This is a genomic window from Limosilactobacillus sp. (genome assembly GCF_040772465.1).
GTDB lineage: Bacteria > Bacillota > Bacilli > Lactobacillales > Lactobacillaceae > Limosilactobacillus.
The window spans coordinates 70,260-91,556 of the sequence record NZ_JAXGYB010000003.1; the positions used below are offsets into that span (position 1 = coordinate 70,260).

Consider the following 21,297-nt stretch of genomic DNA (forward strand, 5'->3'; position numbering starts at 1 on the left):
TTGATTATGTTAAGAATAACATAAATCGAACCGACTGACGTGGTCAGTTTAGCAAATTAGAGCAATTCCGCAAAAACGTCTTCGTTCTGGTTTAAGAACTCATCACCGGGGTGAATCGTGGTAATCTTAATGCCCTTCAAAGCCCGTTCCATCAGGCCATGGACGTCGATCTTCTCCTCGCATTCCCTCGAACGATCAACGCGTGGTTTCGTCTTCGGACGTGGCGGCGTGAAGACCGTGCAACAGTCCTCGTACGGTAGAATGGAAAGATCATAAGTCCCCAGCTGCTTAGCAATCTTGATGATCTCATTCTTGTCATAACTCAAAACTGGACGCAGTACGGGAAGCGTGGTGACATCTTCGATAGCCCGCATAGACTGCATGGTCTGTGAAGCCACCTGGCCGAGCGACTCACCGTTAAAGATGGCGAGACCACGGCGGCGGTGCGCTAAAGCAACAGCTAGCCGCAGCATCATCCGCCGTTGAACAGTCATCAAGTAGCCTTCTGGTACCTTCTCCTTGATGTCTTCTTGGGATTCGGTGAATGGCACCTGGATGAATTTGATGGAGCCACAGTACTGGGCTAATTTAGCAGTCAGTTCCTTTGCCTTAGCCAGTGCCTGTTCCGAAGTGTATGGCGGACTGTAAAAATGAACCATTTCCAGGGAAACGCCCCGCTTCATTGCCAGGTAGGCTGCAACAGGCGAATCGATTCCGCCAGACAGCATCATCATCCCCTTGCCGGCCGTGCCAACGGGAAGGCCCCCGGCACCCGGAATAGTCTCACACGACAGGTAAATCCCGTCACGGCGGATTTCGACCCGCATCTCGATGTCGGGATGGTGGACGTCGACCGTCAATTGATCAAAATTATCCAACAAAAAACCGCCGAGGCGATCATTCATCGTGAAAGTATCGATTGGGAATTTTTTATCTGCCCGGCGGGTCTGAATCTTAAAAGTCGTTGGCTTTTTGACCAACGCCGTCATCAGTTCTTTAGCAGCAGCGCTGACAGCGTCAAAATCACGATCAACCTTCAACACCGGTGAAAAGCTCTGAATCCCGAAGACGTTCTTCAGCCGTTTCATCACAGCTTCGTCATCGTCACCATTTAAAATGATATGCGTCCGCGCCGGTCCAGGATGAATTTCCAGGTCCGCAAAATCATGGAGTGCTTCCCGAATATTAGAGCCTAGGCGATCGATGAATGACTTTCGGTTGCGGCCCTTTGTCGATAGCTCCCCATAGCGAACCATGATCTCATCGTAATGCATGGGTAGGTTCTCCTTTCCTTAATCGATAATCTTCTTAAAGCCAGCATATAGTTGGTCAAAGACGCGATTGAATTCATCCGCATCAGCCAGGGTATTTTGGTCACCTAAACTGATTCGTACCGCACTCGTTGCAATTTCATCTGGCACCTTCATTGCAGCCAGCGTCCCAGCTTCAGTGTGTTTCTTTGACGAACAAGCACTGGTGGTTGAGATGTAAATATCATGCTCTTCAAAAGCGTGGACAATCGTTTCGCCACGCACACCAGCGATAGCAAAGGTCAAAATATGAGGAGCAAAGCCCTGATCGTGACCGTCACCAGAAATGATGTGGACGTGTGGAGTACCCTTCAGGTGGTCGTAGATCCGTTGTTTGATCTGGCGTTCCCGTTCGCAAGCATCATGCTCGCCATCTTTGACCAGTCGTAATGCGCGAGCCATGGCGACATTTCCTGGCGTATTTTCCGTACCTGAACGGTGACCACGTTCCTGACCACCACCATTGATCAACGGGGCAATCTTCCGGCCAGCGCGCATGTAAACAAAGCCGGTCCCACGTGGAGCATGGAACTTATGACCAGAAAAAGTGGCAAAGTCAACACGCGGTCCAAAAACCATCGGATCGAGTTCCTTGCCGACAGCCTGCACAGCGTCGACCATGAAGTGAATCTTCGGATATTTTTCCAGGACCTTGCCAATCTCATTGATTGGTTGGATCGTGCCAATTTCGTTATTAACGGCCATCACAGAGACTAGGATTGTGTCAGGACGAATAGCCTTAGCAACATCATCCGGGTTGACGCGTCCCTGGTCGTCGACTGGCAAGTAGGTGACGTCAAAACCGAGATCTTCCAGCTGGTGCATCGCGTTCATCACCGCCCCGTGTTCGACGCTGGAAGTGATGATGTGCTTGCCAAATTCGTGTTTAGCAATTGCCGTGCCTTTAATAACCCAGTTATCGCCTTCGGAACCACCACTGGTAAAGATGATTTCACCAGGCTTGACTCCACAGAGGTCCGCAATCTGTTGGCGAGCCTGCTCCAGCAAATGCCAAGCTTTTTCACCAAACTGGTGCAAACTCGATGGGTTGCCCCAAATCTGTTGCGACACTTGATCATAACTCTTCAGTGCTGATGGATCGATCTTAGTCGTCGCACTGTTGTCAAAATAAATCATACTTGTCTCCTTTGTTGAAAGAAGGGGCGCTGATCACTCAAAACGCCCCTTTTTACTGAATTATAGCAACAATACTTACTAATTAAAAGTAAAGCCTAACGATCACGGTTCACATCATGGTAGTAGCTATCTTCAATACGCTTGTAAGCTCCAGGTTCAGCTACTTCCAGTGCCGTCGCAATCTTTTCTAATGCTTCCTGGTACTTGTATTGGGAATAAAGTTTTTGGGAGGCATCGATAGCCTTAGCAACGTCTTCATTTTGTTCTTCCAAGCGGTTCGCGTACTGGATTAAACGACCTGTCAATTCAGCACTATCGCGCAAATCATCCGTTTTGTCTTCCAAGGTCTGCAAATCAGATTGAACCATCAGTAGCTGCTTGGTAATGTCATCCATATTAATCTTTGGCTTGTTAATATCTTCATCTAACTTAGAAATTTCATCGCTTACTAAGAAGAAATAATCCATGTAGGATTTATCAATTCCTGGCAGGTTCAGACTTTCGACCCGCCGCTTGACCGTCCGAATCTTCGTCACAAACTTCGTCACGGCCTTACGAGTGCGACGTTCATCATCGCGCATTGTGGCCACTTGATCATTCAGCTTTTCCTGCTGCTTTTCGATTTGGTCAAGAGACTTATTAGCTTCTTCGGTTTCAGCCAAAACCTTGCTATCAACCGCTTCTTTGCCGTTCACTGCTGCGGTATTTTGGTGATAGTCATCAGTAATTTGGTGCAGTTGTTCATCGAGTTCACGCGTGTGCGCTAATTCGTCGTGATTTAAGGTGTAGGATTGGCTGAGACGATTCAGTAAATTCAAAAGGATGTCGTTTTGTTTTTGGGCGTGATGCAGGTGTTTGCCTAAGTTATCAAGTTCAGGTTGGACGTGTGGGCGGGCATCCAATTCGCGCTGCATAACATCGTAGTAGTGGTCAATTTGTTTAGTTAGCTGTTCGTTAGTATGGGCAACGTCGGTTAATTCCAACTGGTTGAGTTGGTCTTTAGCTTGATTTAACTGACTTTGCAGTTTTTCTACTTTTTTATCGATATCCTCTTCGACAAAGTGAAAGCCCTGTTCGTGTAAGTGTTTATAACCGTCAGATAGTTCTTGTAACTGGTCAGGATAGACGGTCAAAAGCGGTTTGTAGAGTGGTGGTATCTTCTTTAATAAGTCCTTAAATGCAGCAAGTGCTGTTTGCAACTTAGCTAATGACTCTTCGGCTGCTGCGTGGTCCCCACTGTTAACCAGCTTAGTGAAGGCTTGGTAGTCATCCTTCAATTCTCCTAGCTGCTTTTCCAGAGCATTGATGCTGTCGCCATAAAGGTAACCATCATCTTCCAACTTATCACCAGCCGCCTGGAGCTCTTTGCTAAGACTAGCAACCTGCGCAACTTGTTGTTGCTGCTGGTCGTGAATTCGCTTAATTTGTAACTTTATCTGGGCAGCATTTTGGTTAACCTTTGATACTGCCTTCTGCAGTTGGTCCAACTGTCTACCAATCGTAAAGACTTGGGCACCATGCAAATTAGCTTCCAATTCGGTGATCTGTTGACGCACCGTCTTAAGTTGAGCTTCCACCTGTTCTTCATACTGGTGGTGAAGCTTGTCTGCCTCATCTTTAGAAGCCCCGCTCAAGTTCATTGCATCCAGCTTTACCAAATCCTGTTCAATTTTTTGCTCTGCCAGCTGTTGATGCAACTGCTTGGCACGATTAATGGTGTTTAGGGCCCGCCTTTGCATCACGTAAATGATAACCAGGACGATAATAGCGACTACTAGAACCCCAACAACAACCTGAAACATGTACAATCCCACCCTAAAGTAAATTATCAAACAAAATTATAGCATACTGAGAACATATCAATCATATAAACATTCTTGTAATTAATCTCTAGAAAGCAGGATGTTCCACGTTGACATACCAGCGTTAAATGCTGTATGATAGTTTTCGTGTAAAATAATTGCAGCGGTGAGTGGTAAGCTCGTCAACAGATTGGTGCCGCATGGTGTTTTCAGTAACCGATGCTGCAAAGGTGAAAAATTCAAATCAACCTGCACGAATACCAAACTCACAATCGGATTATTTTACTCCAAAATCTATTTATTGGAGGAACATTTAATATGTCTCGTTATACTGGTCCAAGTTGGCGTGTATCTCGTCGTCTTGGTATTTCACTGTCTGGTACTGGTAAGGAATTGGCTCGTCGCCCATACGCACCTGGTGACCATGGTCGTGACCGTCACGGTAAGATGTCTGAATACGGCACCCAGTTACGTGAAAAGCAAAAGGTTCGTATGATGTACGGTCTGACGGAACGTCAATTTGCTAACCTCTTCGTTCGTGCCGGCAAGATCAAGGAAGGTACCCACGGTGACAACTTCCTGATCCTCCTCGAACGTCGTCTGGACAACATGGTTTACCGTCTTGGTTTGGCTACTACCCGTCGTCAAGCACGTCAGCTGGTTAACCACGGCCACATCACTGTTGATGGCAAGCGCGTTGACATTCCTTCATACGAAGTGAAGGTTGGCCAAGTTATCGCTGTTCGTGACAAGTCCAAGAAGTTGGACGTTATCGCTAACGCCGTTGAATCAGTTGTTTCCCGCCCATCATACGTTGAATTCGACGCTGACAAGCTGGAAGGTAAGCTGGTTCGCCTGCCAGAACGTGACGACCTCGATGCTGATATCGACGAATCACTTATCGTTGAATACTACAACAAGTAATCTGATTACCTGTTGTATTTACCAAGTCCTGTGGAGCAATCCACGGGGCTTTTTTTACGGCCTTTTTTCAATTGTATACGTATGTAATATGTGTAATATAATATGGAAAGGGAGTGCATCTCATGGTGCAACGCCGCAAAGTGGAAAGAAAATTCATTGAGAATGGATGGTATTTTGTTAGACATGGTGGAAATCATGATATATGGTCAAATGGCATCAGCTACCTCGACACCCCAAATTTAGTGACAAACTATATCAGGCACTAATCAAGAAATTTCATTTGAAATGATTCAATGTCACTCAATCTGCAACAATTCAAGGAGGGTACACACATGACAGATCAAATTCGGGTCTTCCCCATCACCATTACCAAAAATGATAACAATTCAGATTACCCCTACTTCGTCGAAATTCCCGATCTCAACGGAATGACTGAGGGCAGTTCTATTGCTGATGCAATCAAGATGGCCGAAGATTATATCGGAACAGCCAGCTTAGAAGACGACTTACCCACTTCTAACTACTATTTGCCAACAAATACTAAAAATACAATTTCGACGCTGGTGCGTGTGAACATTTCTGAATATAAAAGAAAGCATGATCACAAGGTAGTTAAAAAAACCATCACGATCCCGAATTATCTCAACGAATTAGGCAAAGAACAAGGCATCAATTTTAGTGAATTAATGACTGATGCCTTAAAATCAAAATTAAGCATTTAGGAGATGAACAAATGACAGAAGAAGGCAATGTTGAAGACCGCCTCAAACAAGGTATTTACGGCCAACGCAAGATTAATCCTGACGAACAACGCCACTATCTTGGCACATTCCGGGAACGGGTCTACGTCACCATCAGCTGTGCTGAAATCACGGAGCACTCATGGATTGACCAGCTCAACCAAGAATTCAAGAAACATCCAGGCGCCACGCTTTTCATCAATAATAATTTGGATCATGACTTGGTCCATCCTTACATGCTGGCTGCTACTAAGGCCAACGTCCACTTCACGTTGAAGAGCGACCCCGAATTTCATACCGATCCGGACAAACTGGCAATCGTCTACGCTGCTGATGATGCCGTCTACCAAAGCCCGGTAGATATTGCCAAGCGTTACCCAGATGCTAAATCAACGACACAACAATCAACTGACCAGCCCAAGAAAAAACATGGTCTCTTCGGATTCTTCAAGCATTAAGGAAGTGATTTCTTGCCACAACCATTAGCATTCCGTATGCGACCCCGGACGCTGGACGAAGTAGTCGGACAGCGCCACCTGGTGGCACCCGGGAAAATCATTTACCGGATGGTCAAAGCCCACCTGTTGTCATCGATGATACTTTACGGTCCACCCGGCACAGGGAAAACTAGCATTGCCAGCGCCATTGCTGGTTCTACCAAGTACGGCTTCCGAATGTTAAACGCAGCTACCGATAGTAAAAAAGATCTCCAAATCGTGGTCGAGGAAGCCAAGATGAGTGGAACGATCATCCTCTTACTGGACGAAATTCACCGGCTCGATAAAGCCAAGCAAGACTTTCTCCTACCCCATCTCGAGAGCGGGCGCATCATCATGATTGGCGCGACGACAGAAAATCCATACATTGCAATCAACCCCGCCATCCGTAGCCGGACCCAAATCTTTCCGGTTCATCCCCTCAGTGAAAAAGATATTGCGACGGCGATTGACCGAGCGATGACCGATAAAGAACGCGGCCTCGGCAAGATGCCCTTAGTTCTCGACGACGATGCCAAGCAGCTCCTCTGCCGGGCGACGAACGGTGACTTACGGTCGGCCTTGAACGGGCTGGAATTAGCAGCCCGCTCCACTGATCCTGGTGGGGATGGCAAGATCCACTTGACCACTCCCGTGATCGAAGAAAGCATCCAGAAAAAGACACTGGCCGCCGATGCGGATGGCGACGCCCACTACGATGTCATCTCCGCTTTTCAAAAATCGATTCGGGGTTCTGATACGGATGCTGCCCTGCATTATCTGGCGCGTCTGATCGAAGCCGGTGATCTAACGAGCATTGCCCGGCGTCTGATGGTGATCGCTTATGAAGATATCGGGCTGGCTAATATGCCTGCTGTTCAACGGGCAGTTACAGCCGTCCAGGCAGCTCAGCAAGTGGGCTTTCCTGAAGCCCGCATTCCCTTAGCTGATGCCGTCATCGAACTCTGCTTATCACCGAAATCTAATTCAGGCATCATGGCAATCGACCGCGCTATCAAGCAGATTCGTCATGGTGGCTACGGGGAAGTACCAGCTAACCTCAAAGATGCCCACTATAAAGGCGCTCATAAACTTGGCCATGGTATCAACTACCTCTATCCGCACGACTTCCCCCAAGACTGGGTGGCTCAGCAGTACCTGCCTGACCGTATCAAACATGCCCACTACTTCCGGCCGAAGGGAAACGGCAATTTTGAAGCAGCTTACCGCAACCAGTACGAACGACTCAAACGAGCCCAACAGCAAGGCTTATCCAAGGAAAAACACGATTGAACTGCTAAGAAGTCAGCGGTTTCATTGTATTTCATGGCAAAGCCTGCTAACATAATATATAGAAATTCTGTTGTGTACGCGTTGTCTAAATCGCAGGTTTGCCTTACAGTCTTATAAAATTGGGACTAGTGCATCGCTCCGTGGACAACATGCCTTTTCACTTGGTAGTTGAAAACCTAGCGGCCGTGCCCCACCTGTTTAACATACAGGTCAACACTGAATGACAATTAACGGCACGAACGGAGTTTCGCCTCGGATTTCCGGGGCTTTTTTTATACGCCAAAACAACCCCGCAGAATCAAATCCACGAGGTTGTTGAAATATTGACGCTTGAGTCCTTCGATTATTTCATTTCATAGCTGAGCTTTAGCACCTGACCGCTTCATAATAATGATAGCAATGAACAGAATAACTGCTAAGACGATTTCGCTAAACCCGGCGTTCATAACGGCTTGCTGGGCAGTTGCCCCGAGGATTTTACCACCATACGGCGACAGGAAAGATCCCAAGTTAGAACCTACCAAGACTACCGAGGTAAAGAACGGCGCTCGTTGTGGAGTCGTGCTTTCACTGACTCTGGTAAAAATGTAGGGAATAGCCAGTGAACTAGCGATACCGGAGATTGCTGCAATGACTTGAATGGTCACAACGGAATTGCTTTTACCAATTAAGAAAATGCAGATGCCCCCGAGCACTATACTCAGCGGGAGAACATATTGGCGCATCAGTTTATAGGCTGGTCCAAACAGAAAACCACCGATTACCGTTGCGATGTTAACGATGGACCACGTCGTCGACGCCTGGGTTGCCGTCCCAATGTGTGATTGGACAAAGAAGGTTGGCAGCTTAACCGCAAAGACCATCGTGAAAATCAGCAGCAAGAAAATCAATACAGTATAAACAATGATCAAACCAACTGAATCTTTCTTCAATGTGCGACCCTGCTTAGCAGCGGCCGCTTTTTCTTTGGCTTGCTCTGCTTCCTGGCGAGCCACTGCTCCCGTCTTTTCTGGATCGGGAACAAAGAAGATGAATAAGATCAAAGTAGGAATGAAGAGCAAGTATGACCAATAAGCTGCGTGCCAGCCGAAAACCAACAGTTTCCCGGCGACGTAGGTCATAATCGCGGTCCCGATACCGGCAATGGCTGACCGCCAGCCCATCAACCGTGCTCGCTTATCGCCATAGAAGAAGACCCCAATCATACTGATGGCCAGTGGGTTAGCTAAACCAATCCCCATCCCAAGGACAGCCCGTGAAGCGATCACGACAATGAAGTTATCAGACATCGCTGGTATAACTGAGGATATGGCCGCAATTGCAAGACCTAAGATAGCTGTCTTTTTCTGACCAATTTGTTTGACAACGGCCCCACTGAGCAAAACAAAGATGGTGACGAAGACTGAAACGATTGTCGTAACTAATTCGATGTGGACCAGTGACTCATTTGAAAAGGTTTTGGCCATTCCTGGAATAGTGGCGTTAACGACACTAGCTGACTGCTCAACGATGTTTAGGGACAACAGAGCGATGATAACCAACCACTCGCGTCCTTTACTTAGTGCTTGTGACATAATAAATCACTCCTTAGCCTTAGCAGTACTTCTTCAACAAATAAACCGGGGTACAACTCCACGCATGGCAATAACTGTTGACGATCGGACTGCCGTACGGTGAGAAGTCCGGCTTTTCGGGTTCAAAGGCTTCCCAATACGTATCAGCACCTAATTGACACATTTTACCCCAGTATGACTTCATCAATTTAATGGCCTCATCATTGAGCCCGGCCTCAAACAATGCCTGGGTTACGTGATGGTACATGTATGGCGTCGCAATCCCCTTCACCGGGAACAGTTGGTCGACGGTTTGCTGCATTAGCTGCCGGTTAGCCTCATCATCCAAGACGTGAGCTAGTACCATCCAAACTTGGGTAGCGATGTTAATTTCCTTCTTTACTCCCGAGATGAAGAAACCTTTATCTGCATCAAACAGCTGCGTACGCGCGTAATTAATTAATTGTTGCAGCTGCTGACGATACGTAGCAATATCAGGGTCACTTGCCCGGTCGGCAAGGTCAATCAGTTGCCGTAAAGCGTAAATCGTAATTGCCTGACCACAACTGGTCTTGTCAAATTCGTTGGACCAGTCGACGAAAACTGGATAATTCTCATCAGTTTCGACCTGACCGTCCTTGCCAATATAGCTTTGGATGTAAGACCACTGTTTTTTAGCGATTGGGTACAAATCATGCAAAATTTCTGGATCATCTTCGTGCTGCAATAAATCATCTAATGTTGAAATGAAGAAGAGACTGTAGTCATACATGAATGTATCGTCCGGCACATAGCCCTGATTGGTAAAGACGTTCGCACTAATCCGTCCATCATCGGTCGTCATCGCTCCGAAAAGGTAGAGGCAACGCTTGACCAGCTTAGTATTATTAAACGTGGCGTAGTTAGCCAATGCCTGCAAACGCAGATCACCAAGCCACAACCGGCGATCACGCTTAGGACCGTCTTCAAAAACGTCTTGCATGCAGTCATGTAAGGTGTTGATCCCCACCTGGTAAATCTGCTTTAGCAACGGATCTTTCAGCTGAGGGGCCGATACAGTCGGCCGATCTACAGCACTTTGGGCAATTGCCTGGGGATTGGAAAAGACTGCCTGCCACTTAGGAGAAGAATCAATGACGTCGATTTCCACATAACGGAAACTGTAGCGCCGTGGCAGCTCCAAGTCGACTGGTAATTGGTCCAAGTGCAACGTTTCCTCTTGAATCCACGCCTTGCTCAGCCAACCATCATATTCACTGGCCTGGTGTGCCAGTTCATTCGGCATTTCCGCAAAACGAATCTTGAATGCCAGTGGCGAATCCATCGGTGACCCAGTATGGGCAATGTGAATCTTGAATTGACCGACGATATGCTGACCAAAGTCGATGATCACCTTGCCGTCACGTGTCAGTTTCTTGTTAGCTAAATCATCCATCGTACCGACTTTTTTTGCGCTGATTTTTTCCAGCTTTGTCGAATCCTTGGTCAATTTAACTAATGCTTGGCCATTAACTGTTTGATGATGAATAAGGGGCCGATTAGCATCAGCTTTTTTTAAGAGATCCGCACGGTGATTAAAACGCAGCTGCTTATTAATTTGAAATTTGAAAGCCATCAGAAATCATCCTCCCTACTGCCCAATATGGTATTTCTTCTCTAAACGGGTCATCGCAATCCCGAAGGCAAAGGCAACTAAAATCATGATGGAAAAGCCTAGCATTGTCTTTTTAATAACAGATTGCACAGCCAGTGCTGGCGTCACGAAAGCAAAGACACCGCAAAGGAAACGTGAGAAGCCACCGATAAAGCCTTGAATTGATGAGCGTACTTCTACCGGGAATGCTTCTTGCGTCCAAACTTTGTAGATCGCTTCACCCGCAATGTTAGAACCGATACTAGTGATACCAATGGCAATCACGATTGGCCAGAGGTCATGACTCAGCACAACTAAGGAGAACATCCCCAGGAATTGAATAATCATCCCAACGACGAAGAACTTGTTACGGTAACTTGAACCGGCCGCTTTAGCAAAGGCCATCGCTGCAAAAAGTGAGATGAAATTCAGGACAAGACCTGCACCGGTAGCAAAGGTCTGACTAGCATGTGCTTGAACCAGCATGAAAGTCTGAAACTGGCCAAAGGTGTTGGCCAAAATATTCCAGCAGCAGTAGAAGACGATGATGCAAGCAAACATTTGCAAATACATCTTCTTGTGTTTACCAAAAAGAACCGACTTAACTGAAACTTTGGTAGTCTGTCCATATTTGCTTTCCTTAGCTATCCGACGCTTTTCGCCCTCTTCGTGAAAAGCCTTAAATTTGCTAGAAAAAGTCCGCCAAGCCCAGATAAACAGAGCAAAGATGGCCAAGCAAGCAAAGACGACCCGGGCACCGGATGCACCCGCCATCTTGGAAACGATGAAAGCTGCACCATATGAAGCAAAGACTCCTACCTGCCAGAATATTTGAGTTGATGCAACTAATTTAGATGCTGTCTCATCATCAGGCGCATCATGAGACAGCATCGTCAGTGAGATCGGCAAATCCAAGCCGGATGCCATCCCGGTGACGATAGCCCCAATCAGCAACGTCGGATAATTTTGTGCACACACACAGATCAGTGCACCGATGGCGTAAATGAAGTTCATCCAGTTAAAGGAACGCGTTAAGCCAAAGGTCTTTGTCACCCATCCAGCTAACAACGAGCCAATGGCAATTGCAAAAGTTAAGGCGCCTGAAATTACCCCAACTTGTCCGTTACTTAGATGTAGACCAATCTGCCATACCGTAATTGTTGCCGACATTCCAACAATAATGCCTGATCCAAGAATGGATCCAAATCCGGCTGCTAGTGCCAATGGTTGATACTTTTTAACCAGATTAGCGCTTTCTGATTGATTATTCATCGTTTTCCCTCCTAAAACCATTATTGCTATTTCTCAAATCATCATTATTGTAGCGCTTACAAATAGCGCTTTCAGTATCGCTGCAACTCTGATTAAGTTGCAAAACTACAGCTCAGCCTTTAAAATGAAGCAGGAAAAGGAGGAATAATGATGTTGCCGCCAAAACTGTATGATCAAATTAATAGTGTCACCCCAGTCGAACGCCAACAAATCCTGGGCCATGGTCGTAACGTCCCTGACGTCAAGGCCAAGCTGCCTTCCGACGATTCATCCATTATCGTCATGCCCTTTGCCCACTTTTTCGACCGCGGTAAAATCGCGGTGACTAAGTCCAATCGTTTTTCGTACGTCCCAGCCCACACCCATAAATTCATTGAGATGAACTACGTTTTAAAGGGAAATAGCAGTCAATACATCGATGACCACAAATATGTACTTCAGCAAGGTCAACTGCTAATTATGGACCGGAGCGTGATGCAGCGAATTAACTACGCCACAAAGGATGATTTACTCATCAATATTTTGATCCGTGATGATGATGCTATCCGTCAACTACTCGACTGCATCAATGTTCAGAGCAATTCCATCTGCCGTTTTCTCTTTAACGCTACCCAGCAACATTTTAATCACGATAATTACCAAATTTTTGACTTTAATGACAACCCCACTGCGCAGCGATTGGTCGAATCTATCATTATCAACGGCTGGCATAATGACGGAAGTCATAACCAAGTGCTGTATTTGCTCCTTAAATCCCTACTGATATCATCTCAAGAAAGTCTGGTCAAACAGCAAACCAACTTCATCGACGCGCGAACGGATACCCTCATCCCCGTCATCAACTACCTCAATACTCACTTTCGTGATGTCACTTTGCGGTCGCTAGCAGAACATTTTGGCTATAACCCCAACTACCTGGGTGATAAGATCAAACACGAAATGGGTCACAGTTTTAAGCAACTGCTACAACTCAGGCGACTTAATATTGCCAGTAATTTGATTGAGCAAACGAACATGAGTATGGCCCAAATTAGCGAATACGTTGGCTACGATAACCACTCTTCTCTATTTCGTCTGTTCAAGCAGATTTTGCACACCACCCCGACTGAATACAGGCAACGTGTCACCCACCCACATCAACTAGACGTCGACGTTGGCTACTTCCAGGAATTGAGCAAAACACAGAAAAAACTGCAACATAAATAAAACCCGCCAGCCGCATTTACGGTTGACGGGTTTCATCATATTCATTTAATTGTCCGCTCTCTAGGCGTTGGCCAAACGGATCAGTTTCTTCACATCATCGGTACTAATACCACCCATCACAAGTGAACGCAACGGAATATTAGCAAAGATCGCAGCACTGTCGGAATTGAGGATTGGCTTAAGCTTTTCACCCAGTCCGGTTTCCTGAAGTGCGCGCTTAATAGCTGGTGTCTGATGAGCCATCATATCGCCAACATAAGTTTCGGAAGTTAGCTGAACTTGAACTGGCGTCCCGAGCTTGTAATCAAATTGTTGCTGCAATCTAATGTCCTCAACAGAACTACCAACAAAGATCTCATACTGACCATTATCGGCCTGCCACGACTCCTTATTCTCGTTATACCAAGCAAAAGCACGCCGCGGCAAAACCCGGGTGATTTGCTTCGACTCGCCAGGCTTTAAAGATACTTTGATGAAATCGCGCAATTCCTTAGCTGGTTTTTCAATTGCACTGACCTGGTTGCCCACGTAAATCTGAGCAACTTCCTTACCAGCCACTTTGCCGGTATTAGTCAGGCTAAAGCTAACGCTGACTTGGCGGTTATCCTGTTTGATCTGCAGATCACTGTATTCAAAACTCGTGTAGGAAAGCCCATGACCAAATGGGAAGCGAACTGGCATCTTCTTTGTGTCATAGTAACGATAGCCGACCATCAGCCCTTCATGGTAATTTTCGTTGGCCTTATCCTGACCAAAAGTTGGATAAGTCGGGTTATCTTCCAGCTTGATCGGGAAGGTCTCACAGAGTTTACCAGATGGGTTGACTTTGCCAGTCAGAATATCCCAAGTGGCGTCACCGACTGCTTCCCCGGCTAGATATGTCTCGACGATAGCCGGCACTTGGTCAGCCCATGGCATGGCAACAACAGAGCCGTTTTGCAGAACGACGGTGACGTGGCGGTTGGCTTGAACTACTTTTTTCAGCAACGTCGTCTGGTTAGCTGGTAAATCAATTGTTGTCTTGTCAAAACCTTCTGATTCCATCGAAGCTGGGAAACCAGCAAAGAAGACAACGTGTTGGCTGGTCTTTGCTAGATCAACGGCTTCCTGCTCTAGCTGGCCATCTTCCTCATCCACATCTAACTGATAACCCTGGGCATATGTTGCATCATCTGGCATCGCATCCAACGGCGTTACTAATTGGTGCGCGTTGACGTGCGAACTGCCGGCACCCTGGTAGCGCGGATGTTCGGCCAACTCACCGATCACAGCAATCTTATCGTTACCATTCAGTGGTAACTCCTGTTCATCATTCTTCATCAAAACGATGCCGTCATCGGCTGCTTGACGAGCAAAGTCATGCTGTTCTTCCTTGTCATAACTCTTGGTCGTGCCATCCGTGTGCCAACGTTCTACCATCTGCAACACGCGGAGAGCGCTGCGATTCAGAGTGCCTTCGTCTAAGCGGCCCTCTTCGACTGCTTGAACGATCTCATCAACTGATGATTGTCCATTCCCGGGCATTTCAAGGTCCAACCCAGCTTTAAGAGCAGCGACGTGGTCGGCAACGGCTCCCCAGTCGGACATTACCAGGCCATCAAAGCCCCATTCATCACGAAGAATACCTGTCAAGAGACGCTGGTTTTGCGAATTAAGCGTTCCGTTGATTTTATTGTAAGAGCACATGATTGTAGCCGGGTGTGCTTCCTTAACTACTCGTTCAAACTGAGAAAGATAAATTTCTCGCATTGTCCGTTCATCAACGTTCGATGAAGAAGTGAAACGTTGATTTTCCCGGTTATTTAATGCAAAGTGCTTAACGGAGACGCCAATTCCCTGGCTCTGCACTCCTTTGACATAGGCAGTAGCCATCCGGCCAGCCAAAAGCGGATCTTCAGAGAAGTATTCGAAGTTCCGGCCAGCAAGTGGGCTCCGTTTAATATTGACACCAGGACCGAGCAAAACGCCAACGTTTTCAGCTTTGGCAGCCAGACCAAGGTGCTTGCCAAGCTTCAACAGACAGTCATCATCAAAGGAACTTGCTGTCAAAGCCGAGCACGGAAAACAAACCGCATCCACACTGTTGTTAAGTCCCAACGCATCAGCCGCATTGGATTGTTTCCGCAATCCAGACGGACCATCCGTCATCATCATTTTTTTAAAGCCAGGCACGGCGGCAGTAAACCAAAAGTCATGCCCAGTTACCAAACTGGCTTTTTCCTCAAGGGTTAAACCATCTACGAATTTCAGATCAACTTTTGTCAATTCTATTCACCCCTCATATATGTTTACTTATATATTATAAGCGCATGCAACCGCTTTAACCATGCCTAAAATACTGGAAAGCGGTTGCAAAAAGCCATTTTCAATAATTTATAATTCCTGTAAACGATTTTCGGAAGCCTTTACGTTTTTCATCAAACTGTTGTAAAATTGTAATAGGATGATGAGAGGAGGTTATGAAAATGGCTCAACAATACCAACATATCCTTGTACCAGTTGATGGTTCTCAAGAAGCTGAATTGGCTTTCAAGAAAGCCGTAGCTGTTGCAAAACGTAATGGCGTAGACACCGAACTCCGTTTGCTGCACGTTGTCGATACCCGGGCTTTCCAAAACATTTCTAGTTTCGACAGCTCAATGGTAGAACAAGTAACGGATACGGCTAAGAAGACGCTAGATCAATACGTTGACTATGCAAAGAAACAGGGCTTAAAGAACGTTAGTTACACCATTGAATATGGTGCACCAAAGACAATTATTGCCCGTGATATTCCAAAGAAGATGAATGCAGATCTGATCATGATTGGGGCTACTGGTCTCAATGCCGTTGAACGGATTCTGATTGGTTCAGTTACCGAATTTGTTACCCGCACCGCGGTTTGCGATGTTCTGGTTGTTCGGACTGACCTCGATAACCAACCAATTCCTGTCAAGCGGGGTCGCAAGCGTGACCACTAATCACCTAATTTCTGTTTCTAACTTAAAAAGAGCCAAGCACCGCAAAGTGCTTGGCTCTTTTACTATTTAGATGGATTATTTAAGACTGGCCAATTTATCAGCGATTGCCTTCGTTCGTTCGTCATTTTGCAAAATAATGCTTAAACTGTGGGCAATCTGCAAATCTTCTTTGCCTTGGTCGTCCTGACCCAGGCCCAGTTCTGCATCCCCACGCATCTCGTAGAGGTCATCTAGTAAAAACATTGAAGCTTCTGCTTGGCAAGCCCGAATACCACGGTTGACAGTTTGAATGGCAGCCTGGTATTGCTTTAGACGAATATATAGTGAAGTGATGTCGTGGTAAAGAATCACCCACTGCTGCTTACCACCGATCAACTGCTTATCATCAATCAGGTTCACAGCCCGCATTGCAAAACGGTTAGCACGTTTGCTATTATTGCGCTTTTCATATGCTAAGGCCATCCCAACAGTCGTCATTGCCAGATAAATGTTGGCACTGGTCGTCGAGAATTGCGTGAGAACCAACTCAAAGTTGAAGATCGCTTCATCAACCTGATCATTAGCCACCTGGATGCGACCTAATAGGTAGTAGTAACGTTGTTTATCGATATCAGTCGTCAGCTGCTTAACTTTAACCCGGTTCAACTTTGCCTGCGCTTCATCAAACTGGTTGTGAACCAAAAGAATGCTGACATCATCAAAAATAGAAGTCAGTGAGACATCATCACTCTTGATAATCTGGTCAACATCGATATCCAGCCGAGCACAAATGGCCGTCAAAATATTCATCTTAGGAATTCGGTTTTGTTTTTCCATTAAACTGATGGTTGCTTGTGTACAAATTCCTTCAGCCAATGCTGTCTGTGAAAGACCACGCTTTTTACGGATCTTTTTGAGTTCGTCACCCTTCAGTTTCATTGTTATTCCTTCTTTGTCCTTGTTTTATTTCTTATTACAGTAGTCCGAGGAGCATTCCTTTTACTTGTATAAACAAGAAATAATCATCGTTGTTAATAATAGCATACATTCTGGAATAATTGTTAGTAATAATACCATCAATTCCCATTTGTTTCAAACGGATAGCAATTGCCGGACTGTCAACAGTCCAAGCAAAGACTTTTTTATGAAAATGGTGTAATTGATTGACAATTACAGGGTTAATCGTACGATAGTCTGCTGAGTAGAATTGATACCATTCTGGCAGTCTAGAGACTATAAATGGTGTTATCATTCCCAATTTTATTTGGGGTGTTTGTTGCGAGACCTGCTTGGCAATTAGGGGATCGACAGTATGAATTAAGTAGTGCGGTAAGTATTTATCAGGATATAATTGACTGAATTTACGTACTGTGGAGTAATCCGAAAGCCTTTGCGGCTTGATTTCGACGATTAATGGCACGTGATGGGTGTGCGCAAATAAATAGTACTGATGAAATGGGGTTAATTTAGTATGCCACTGGCGATAATGAATGTTTTGCTTAGCTAAAGCCCGTAAATTCATCTTAGATGGTTGACCGCTATTTCCAGCCAACTTACGTAGCGTTGGATCATGCAAAGTGATAAAGCGGTTATCTTTGGTACGCTGGATATCCGTCTCAACAAATTGTGGATGGTGTCGCGCTGTTTTGCGTAAACTTTGGAGGGTATTGGGAACACCGTTATTACCATCATTCCCCCGGTGAGCAATGATGATCGGGTGGTTATTGCAATGAGGCCGTGATTGTTGGCGCAGAACAAGGCTGCCCAAAAGCAACGCCATTCCACAACAAATTAATGGCAGGAACCAGTATCTAACCTGAACATGACTTTGCTCTGGCAATTGCCAAAAACAAACCATAATCATCATCCACCAGTAGCTAATCGTCAGTGAACCGTATAATAGCCACAGGGTGGCTGATAAAGTATCTGGCAGATGCCATTCAACTAAGCTTAACAACAACCAAAAAGCAGCCGTCACAATGGCTGCAATGGCCATTTGACGCCATGGTGCTTGCCATGGGTTGGTGGCCAAATGAGATAAAAGCCACTTCCGACCAAACCGCAGCCATAACCAGACCAGCAACAAATAAATAATAACCAACACAGTCACCACGACACGCCGGTGGACATATAAAACGTGCAGAGCAAAGGTGGATAAACTGTAAAGTTGTTCAATTGTTGACGTCGTCCCGAAAGCACCAAAGGGCAACAGAAAGAACCAGTTAATGATGGTTCCTACTACCATCCACCACCATTCTCGGCCGTGAACTAACTTCCGATGCCCAAGCACTAAAATCAGTAGTACAGCCAAAACAGCATCTAATACCATCTGCCCAGCAATCGTATGAACTAACAGCGGCTGCACTAGCAATTCAACAATTAGGCCTAGCCACATTTCACTCCACAAAGTAATATCCATCATAATCCCTCAAATACAACAAAAGGCCGAAAAAACATCGTTTCTTCAGCCTTTATCTTTATTTCAACCGTCTTTAACTAATCTTTTTCAGTATAGTTCTTTTCACCCACGTGTTCCTTGCCAAGAGCTTGGAAACTGTAGCTAATCTTACTATTCTTCTTGAATTCCTCAATTCCCAGCTGAATAATCCGGTCAATCAAATCAGAGTACTTGATGCCCGAAATTTCCCACATTTGCGGGAAGAGGCTGATGTTGGTAAAACCAGGAAGTGTATTTGGTTCGTTCAGATAAGGGACACCATTAGAATCAACCAAGAAATCAAAACGGCAGAAACCAGTCAATCCCAGAGCACGGTAGGCATCGATAGCCATGGCTGTAATTTCTTCAGAAAGAGAATCACTGATTTTAGCCGGTAAATCAAAGACAACCTTGCTGGCATCCACAAATTTATTGTTGTAGTCGTAAAAGGCATCGCCCTTAGGTACCCGGACGGCACCAGTCTTAGAAGCGATCGGTTGATCATTACCCAGCATGGAAATTTCAATTTCCTGAGGGTGATCAATTCCGGCTTCAGCTAAGACTTTCCGACCATACTTAAAGGCATCGTCCAAAGCGGCCTCATACTCATCAGCTGTGTTGACCTTATGAATGCCGACAGAAGAGCCCTGCTTAGCCGGCTTGACAAATACCAGGTCACCCAGCTCATCTTTTACGGTGTCCCAACTATAAGCATCCCTGTTATCAGGTGTCAGCAAAAGGTATGCAGTGTTGCGAATGCCAGCTTGATTTAAAATCTTTTTAGTCAGATCCTTATCAAAGGCAATTGCACTAGCTGCAATATCACAGCCCGCATACGGTTTTTTCAATAAACGGAAGAGTCCTTGAACTGTCCCGTCTTCACCCAGGTTGCCATGGATGATCGGCAAGAAGAAATCAATACTATCAACCTGATTAAGCGCTGCGATCGGTGCCAAAGGCGACTTCAGGTCCATCTTTGCGTAGGCTTCTTTAACCACCTGATCTTCAGGTTCACCATTGAAAATGCGCAATGAATCGTCATTGCCCAGCAAAATACCATCTTTGCTAAACATGAACAAAGAAACATCGTACTTATCTTTGTCCATCGCATCATAAACGTTATGAGCTGACCGCTTGGAAACGTCGTGTTCTGAGGAATTACCGCCAAACAACAGTGCGACATGCAATTTCTTGGTCGTCATATTGATACCACCTATTCTTATTGTATTTATCCGATTACTCCGAAACCTAAATATATCATGACAAGTCTATTCATACAACTAGGCAGACAAATATTTCCTGACATTTTCTGGCAAAGAGGAGTCCATTGCCATTCCCTGCATTAAACGACGGAAATTAAACACACGCGTCCAGTCACTTTCTGTATCCAGATGGTTGGTTAGTGATTTCTGCCATTGCTCCAATTCATAAAGCAAGAAATGTTGGTAAATCGGGTTTAAGTTTAATAGGTTGACGGTAAAGGTCACGATGGATTCTGTCTCACCCATGATTAACGGCGTATAAACGCGACGATAGCGCTCCAACAAAGTGGCCATCAGAAAAAGCTTGTCACCACGCAAAAGCTCATCACGCTGAATTAATTCATTATAAATATTCGCAATCTGAACAAAGGTATGGGCCCAACCAGATTTTTTGACAAATCCACGAGTATCACGTTCCAGAACGGTGACTAAGGATGCCTTGTTCATCATCTCGTAAACTTCATCATTAGTCAGTCGCAAGTAGTCATGACGATCACCATACAGTAACATGGCCATTCCTGCTAGGGCAGTCGAACGGCCAAAAACAGCACGATTAGGCGGCTCTAAAATATGATCATACAAAATATGATTGTCCGTTACGTGGTCGATAACCATCTGCAGTTGGTCATCAGTTAGCAAACGCTGACCTAGCAACCCATTAAGTACTGTAAAGGCTGATCGCTCCCGTACCGTTCGGTTAGTAACCTGCAAAGCCTTGAGAAGCTGACGAACAAAACCATCATTGACTGGGACTAACTCATTCTTGTCAGCACCGTCAGCCAGATTAGTCAGTTCATGCTTAAAAGACTGGGAAATGCGTGGGAGTTCAACTTTCGTTCGTGGTTGAGAAGCTTCATTATCAATGATCGATCCCAAGCGACCAACAATTGAATGAAAAGCCTTACCGTCAGCCACGTCATTATGAAGTTGCGCTAACTGAAAAGCACTCTTTTCGATTGTCAATTCATCCATCGACATTCCCCTCCTTTCAAGTTTACTTTGTTGTCATGGGATCAAGGCGAATTTTAACTAACCACTGACTGGGATCAACATCACGACTGACCCAGCCATTAAGTTGCGAGTTAATTGCGGTGATTGTTCCTGCGATCAAACTGCTAGCATAAGTCAGACTTTGGCTGGCTTCCACCGTCACAAAACGATCTCCAACGATTAGGTGAGTACCTAATAATGGCAAATCTAGAAAACGGATTGTCCCCCATTCTTTTAGTATTTCAGGTTGAAAACCCATGGTCAATTCCGTTTCACTTTGCTGAACCCACCAAACATTTTTGCTTTTTGTCATTGATCTTACC

General features: G+C 45.6%; 18 protein-coding genes and 1 other RNA gene. 7 read left to right on the forward strand and 12 right to left on the reverse strand.

The window, feature by feature from the left end:
• Positions 1 to 56: 56 nt before the first annotated feature.
• From thiI to ezrA, 3 genes are all read right to left on the reverse strand, one after another.
• Positions 57 to 1,274: a tRNA uracil 4-sulfurtransferase ThiI gene (gene thiI, locus AB3114_RS03995; RefSeq protein ID WP_367341976.1), complete on the reverse strand. Its 1,218-nt coding sequence runs from the start codon at positions 1,272 to 1,274 to the stop codon at positions 57 to 59.
• A gap of 18 nt (positions 1,275 to 1,292) precedes the next feature.
• The gene (locus tag AB3114_RS04000) at positions 1,293 to 2,447 is read right to left on the reverse strand and encodes a cysteine desulfurase family protein (RefSeq protein ID WP_367341977.1); all 1,155 of its coding nucleotides are present in this window, start codon (positions 2,445 to 2,447) and stop codon (positions 1,293 to 1,295) included.
• Between the two features lie 95 nt (positions 2,448 to 2,542).
• Positions 2,543 to 4,249 (reverse strand): septation ring formation regulator EzrA, encoded by a 1,707-nt coding sequence (gene ezrA, locus AB3114_RS04005; RefSeq protein WP_367341978.1) that lies wholly within the window; start codon positions 4,247 to 4,249, stop codon positions 2,543 to 2,545.
• A gap of 318 nt (positions 4,250 to 4,567) precedes the next feature.
• Here ezrA and rpsD point away from each other — a divergent pair, with 318 nt between their 5' ends.
• The 5 genes from rpsD (at position 4,568) to ssrS (ending at position 7,932) form a co-directional block, all read left to right on the forward strand.
• Positions 4,568 to 5,173 (forward strand): 30S ribosomal protein S4, encoded by a 606-nt coding sequence (rpsD, locus tag AB3114_RS04010; protein ID WP_367341979.1) that lies wholly within the window; start codon positions 4,568 to 4,570, stop codon positions 5,171 to 5,173.
• A gap of 332 nt (positions 5,174 to 5,505) precedes the next feature.
• Complete coding sequence (locus AB3114_RS04015; RefSeq protein ID WP_367341980.1) at positions 5,506 to 5,895, forward strand: type II toxin-antitoxin system HicB family antitoxin; 390 nt, start codon at positions 5,506 to 5,508, stop codon at positions 5,893 to 5,895.
• A gap of 11 nt (positions 5,896 to 5,906) precedes the next feature.
• The gene (locus AB3114_RS04020; protein WP_367341981.1) at positions 5,907 to 6,371 is read left to right on the forward strand and encodes a YueI family protein; all 465 of its coding nucleotides are present in this window, start codon (positions 5,907 to 5,909) and stop codon (positions 6,369 to 6,371) included.
• A gap of 12 nt (positions 6,372 to 6,383) precedes the next feature.
• A complete protein-coding gene (locus tag AB3114_RS04025) occupies positions 6,384 to 7,682 on the forward strand; it encodes a replication-associated recombination protein A (RefSeq protein ID WP_367341982.1) in 1,299 nt (432 codons plus the stop codon).
• A 61-nt stretch (positions 7,683 to 7,743) separates the two neighbouring features.
• Positions 7,744 to 7,932, forward strand: a non-coding RNA gene (gene ssrS, locus AB3114_RS04030) — 6S RNA.
• A 103-nt stretch (positions 7,933 to 8,035) separates the two neighbouring features.
• Here the strand turns inward: ssrS and AB3114_RS04035 are convergent.
• Genes AB3114_RS04035 through AB3114_RS04045 form a run of 3 tightly spaced genes read right to left on the reverse strand, consistent with a single transcriptional unit; the run spans position 8,036 to position 12,140 of the window.
• On the reverse strand, positions 8,036 to 9,256 hold the full coding sequence (locus AB3114_RS04035; RefSeq protein ID WP_367341983.1) for an MFS transporter: 1,221 nt from the start codon (positions 9,254 to 9,256) through the stop codon (positions 8,036 to 8,038).
• Between the two features lie 19 nt (positions 9,257 to 9,275).
• The gene (locus tag AB3114_RS04040) at positions 9,276 to 10,850 is read right to left on the reverse strand and encodes an alpha-rhamnosidase (RefSeq protein ID WP_367341984.1); all 1,575 of its coding nucleotides are present in this window, start codon (positions 10,848 to 10,850) and stop codon (positions 9,276 to 9,278) included.
• Positions 10,851 to 10,865: 15 nt separating this feature from the next.
• Positions 10,866 to 12,140 carry an MFS transporter gene (locus AB3114_RS04045; protein ID WP_367341985.1) on the reverse strand — a complete coding sequence of 425 codons (1,275 nt, stop codon included), beginning with the start codon at positions 12,138 to 12,140 and terminating at the stop codon, positions 10,866 to 10,868.
• Positions 12,141 to 12,290: 150 nt separating this feature from the next.
• Here AB3114_RS04045 and AB3114_RS04050 point away from each other — a divergent pair, with 150 nt between their 5' ends.
• Positions 12,291 to 13,346 (forward strand): helix-turn-helix transcriptional regulator, encoded by a 1,056-nt coding sequence (locus AB3114_RS04050; RefSeq protein WP_367341986.1) that lies wholly within the window; start codon positions 12,291 to 12,293, stop codon positions 13,344 to 13,346.
• A gap of 60 nt (positions 13,347 to 13,406) precedes the next feature.
• On the opposite strand, the gene AB3114_RS04055 is transcribed toward AB3114_RS04050, so the two are convergent.
• Positions 13,407 to 15,611, reverse strand: a complete 2,205-nt coding sequence (locus AB3114_RS04055; RefSeq protein ID WP_367341987.1) for a glycoside hydrolase family 3 C-terminal domain-containing protein — start codon at positions 15,609 to 15,611, stop codon at positions 13,407 to 13,409.
• A gap of 200 nt (positions 15,612 to 15,811) precedes the next feature.
• Between AB3114_RS04055 and AB3114_RS04060 the strand changes: the two genes are divergently transcribed.
• Positions 15,812 to 16,306: a universal stress protein gene (locus tag AB3114_RS04060; RefSeq protein ID WP_367341988.1), complete on the forward strand. Its 495-nt coding sequence runs from the start codon at positions 15,812 to 15,814 to the stop codon at positions 16,304 to 16,306.
• A 75-nt stretch (positions 16,307 to 16,381) separates the two neighbouring features.
• On the opposite strand, the gene AB3114_RS04065 is transcribed toward AB3114_RS04060, so the two are convergent.
• The 5 genes from AB3114_RS04065 to AB3114_RS04085 form a co-directional block, all read right to left on the reverse strand.
• Entirely contained in the window at positions 16,382 to 17,224 is an 843-nt protein-coding gene (locus tag AB3114_RS04065) for a helix-turn-helix domain-containing protein (RefSeq protein ID WP_367341989.1), read from the reverse strand.
• A gap of 34 nt (positions 17,225 to 17,258) precedes the next feature.
• A complete protein-coding gene (locus tag AB3114_RS04070; protein ID WP_367341990.1) occupies positions 17,259 to 18,704 on the reverse strand; it encodes a glycerophosphodiester phosphodiesterase family protein in 1,446 nt (481 codons plus the stop codon).
• A 77-nt stretch (positions 18,705 to 18,781) separates the two neighbouring features.
• Positions 18,782 to 19,924 carry a D-alanine--D-alanine ligase family protein gene (locus tag AB3114_RS04075; RefSeq protein WP_367341991.1) on the reverse strand — a complete coding sequence of 381 codons (1,143 nt, stop codon included), beginning with the start codon at positions 19,922 to 19,924 and terminating at the stop codon, positions 18,782 to 18,784.
• A 78-nt stretch (positions 19,925 to 20,002) separates the two neighbouring features.
• Positions 20,003 to 20,956: a DUF2785 domain-containing protein gene (locus AB3114_RS04080; protein ID WP_367341992.1), complete on the reverse strand. Its 954-nt coding sequence runs from the start codon at positions 20,954 to 20,956 to the stop codon at positions 20,003 to 20,005.
• Between the two features lie 22 nt (positions 20,957 to 20,978).
• Entirely contained in the window at positions 20,979 to 21,287 is a 309-nt protein-coding gene (locus tag AB3114_RS04085; RefSeq protein WP_367341993.1) for a hypothetical protein, read from the reverse strand.
• Between the last annotated feature and the right edge of the window lie 10 nt (positions 21,288 to 21,297).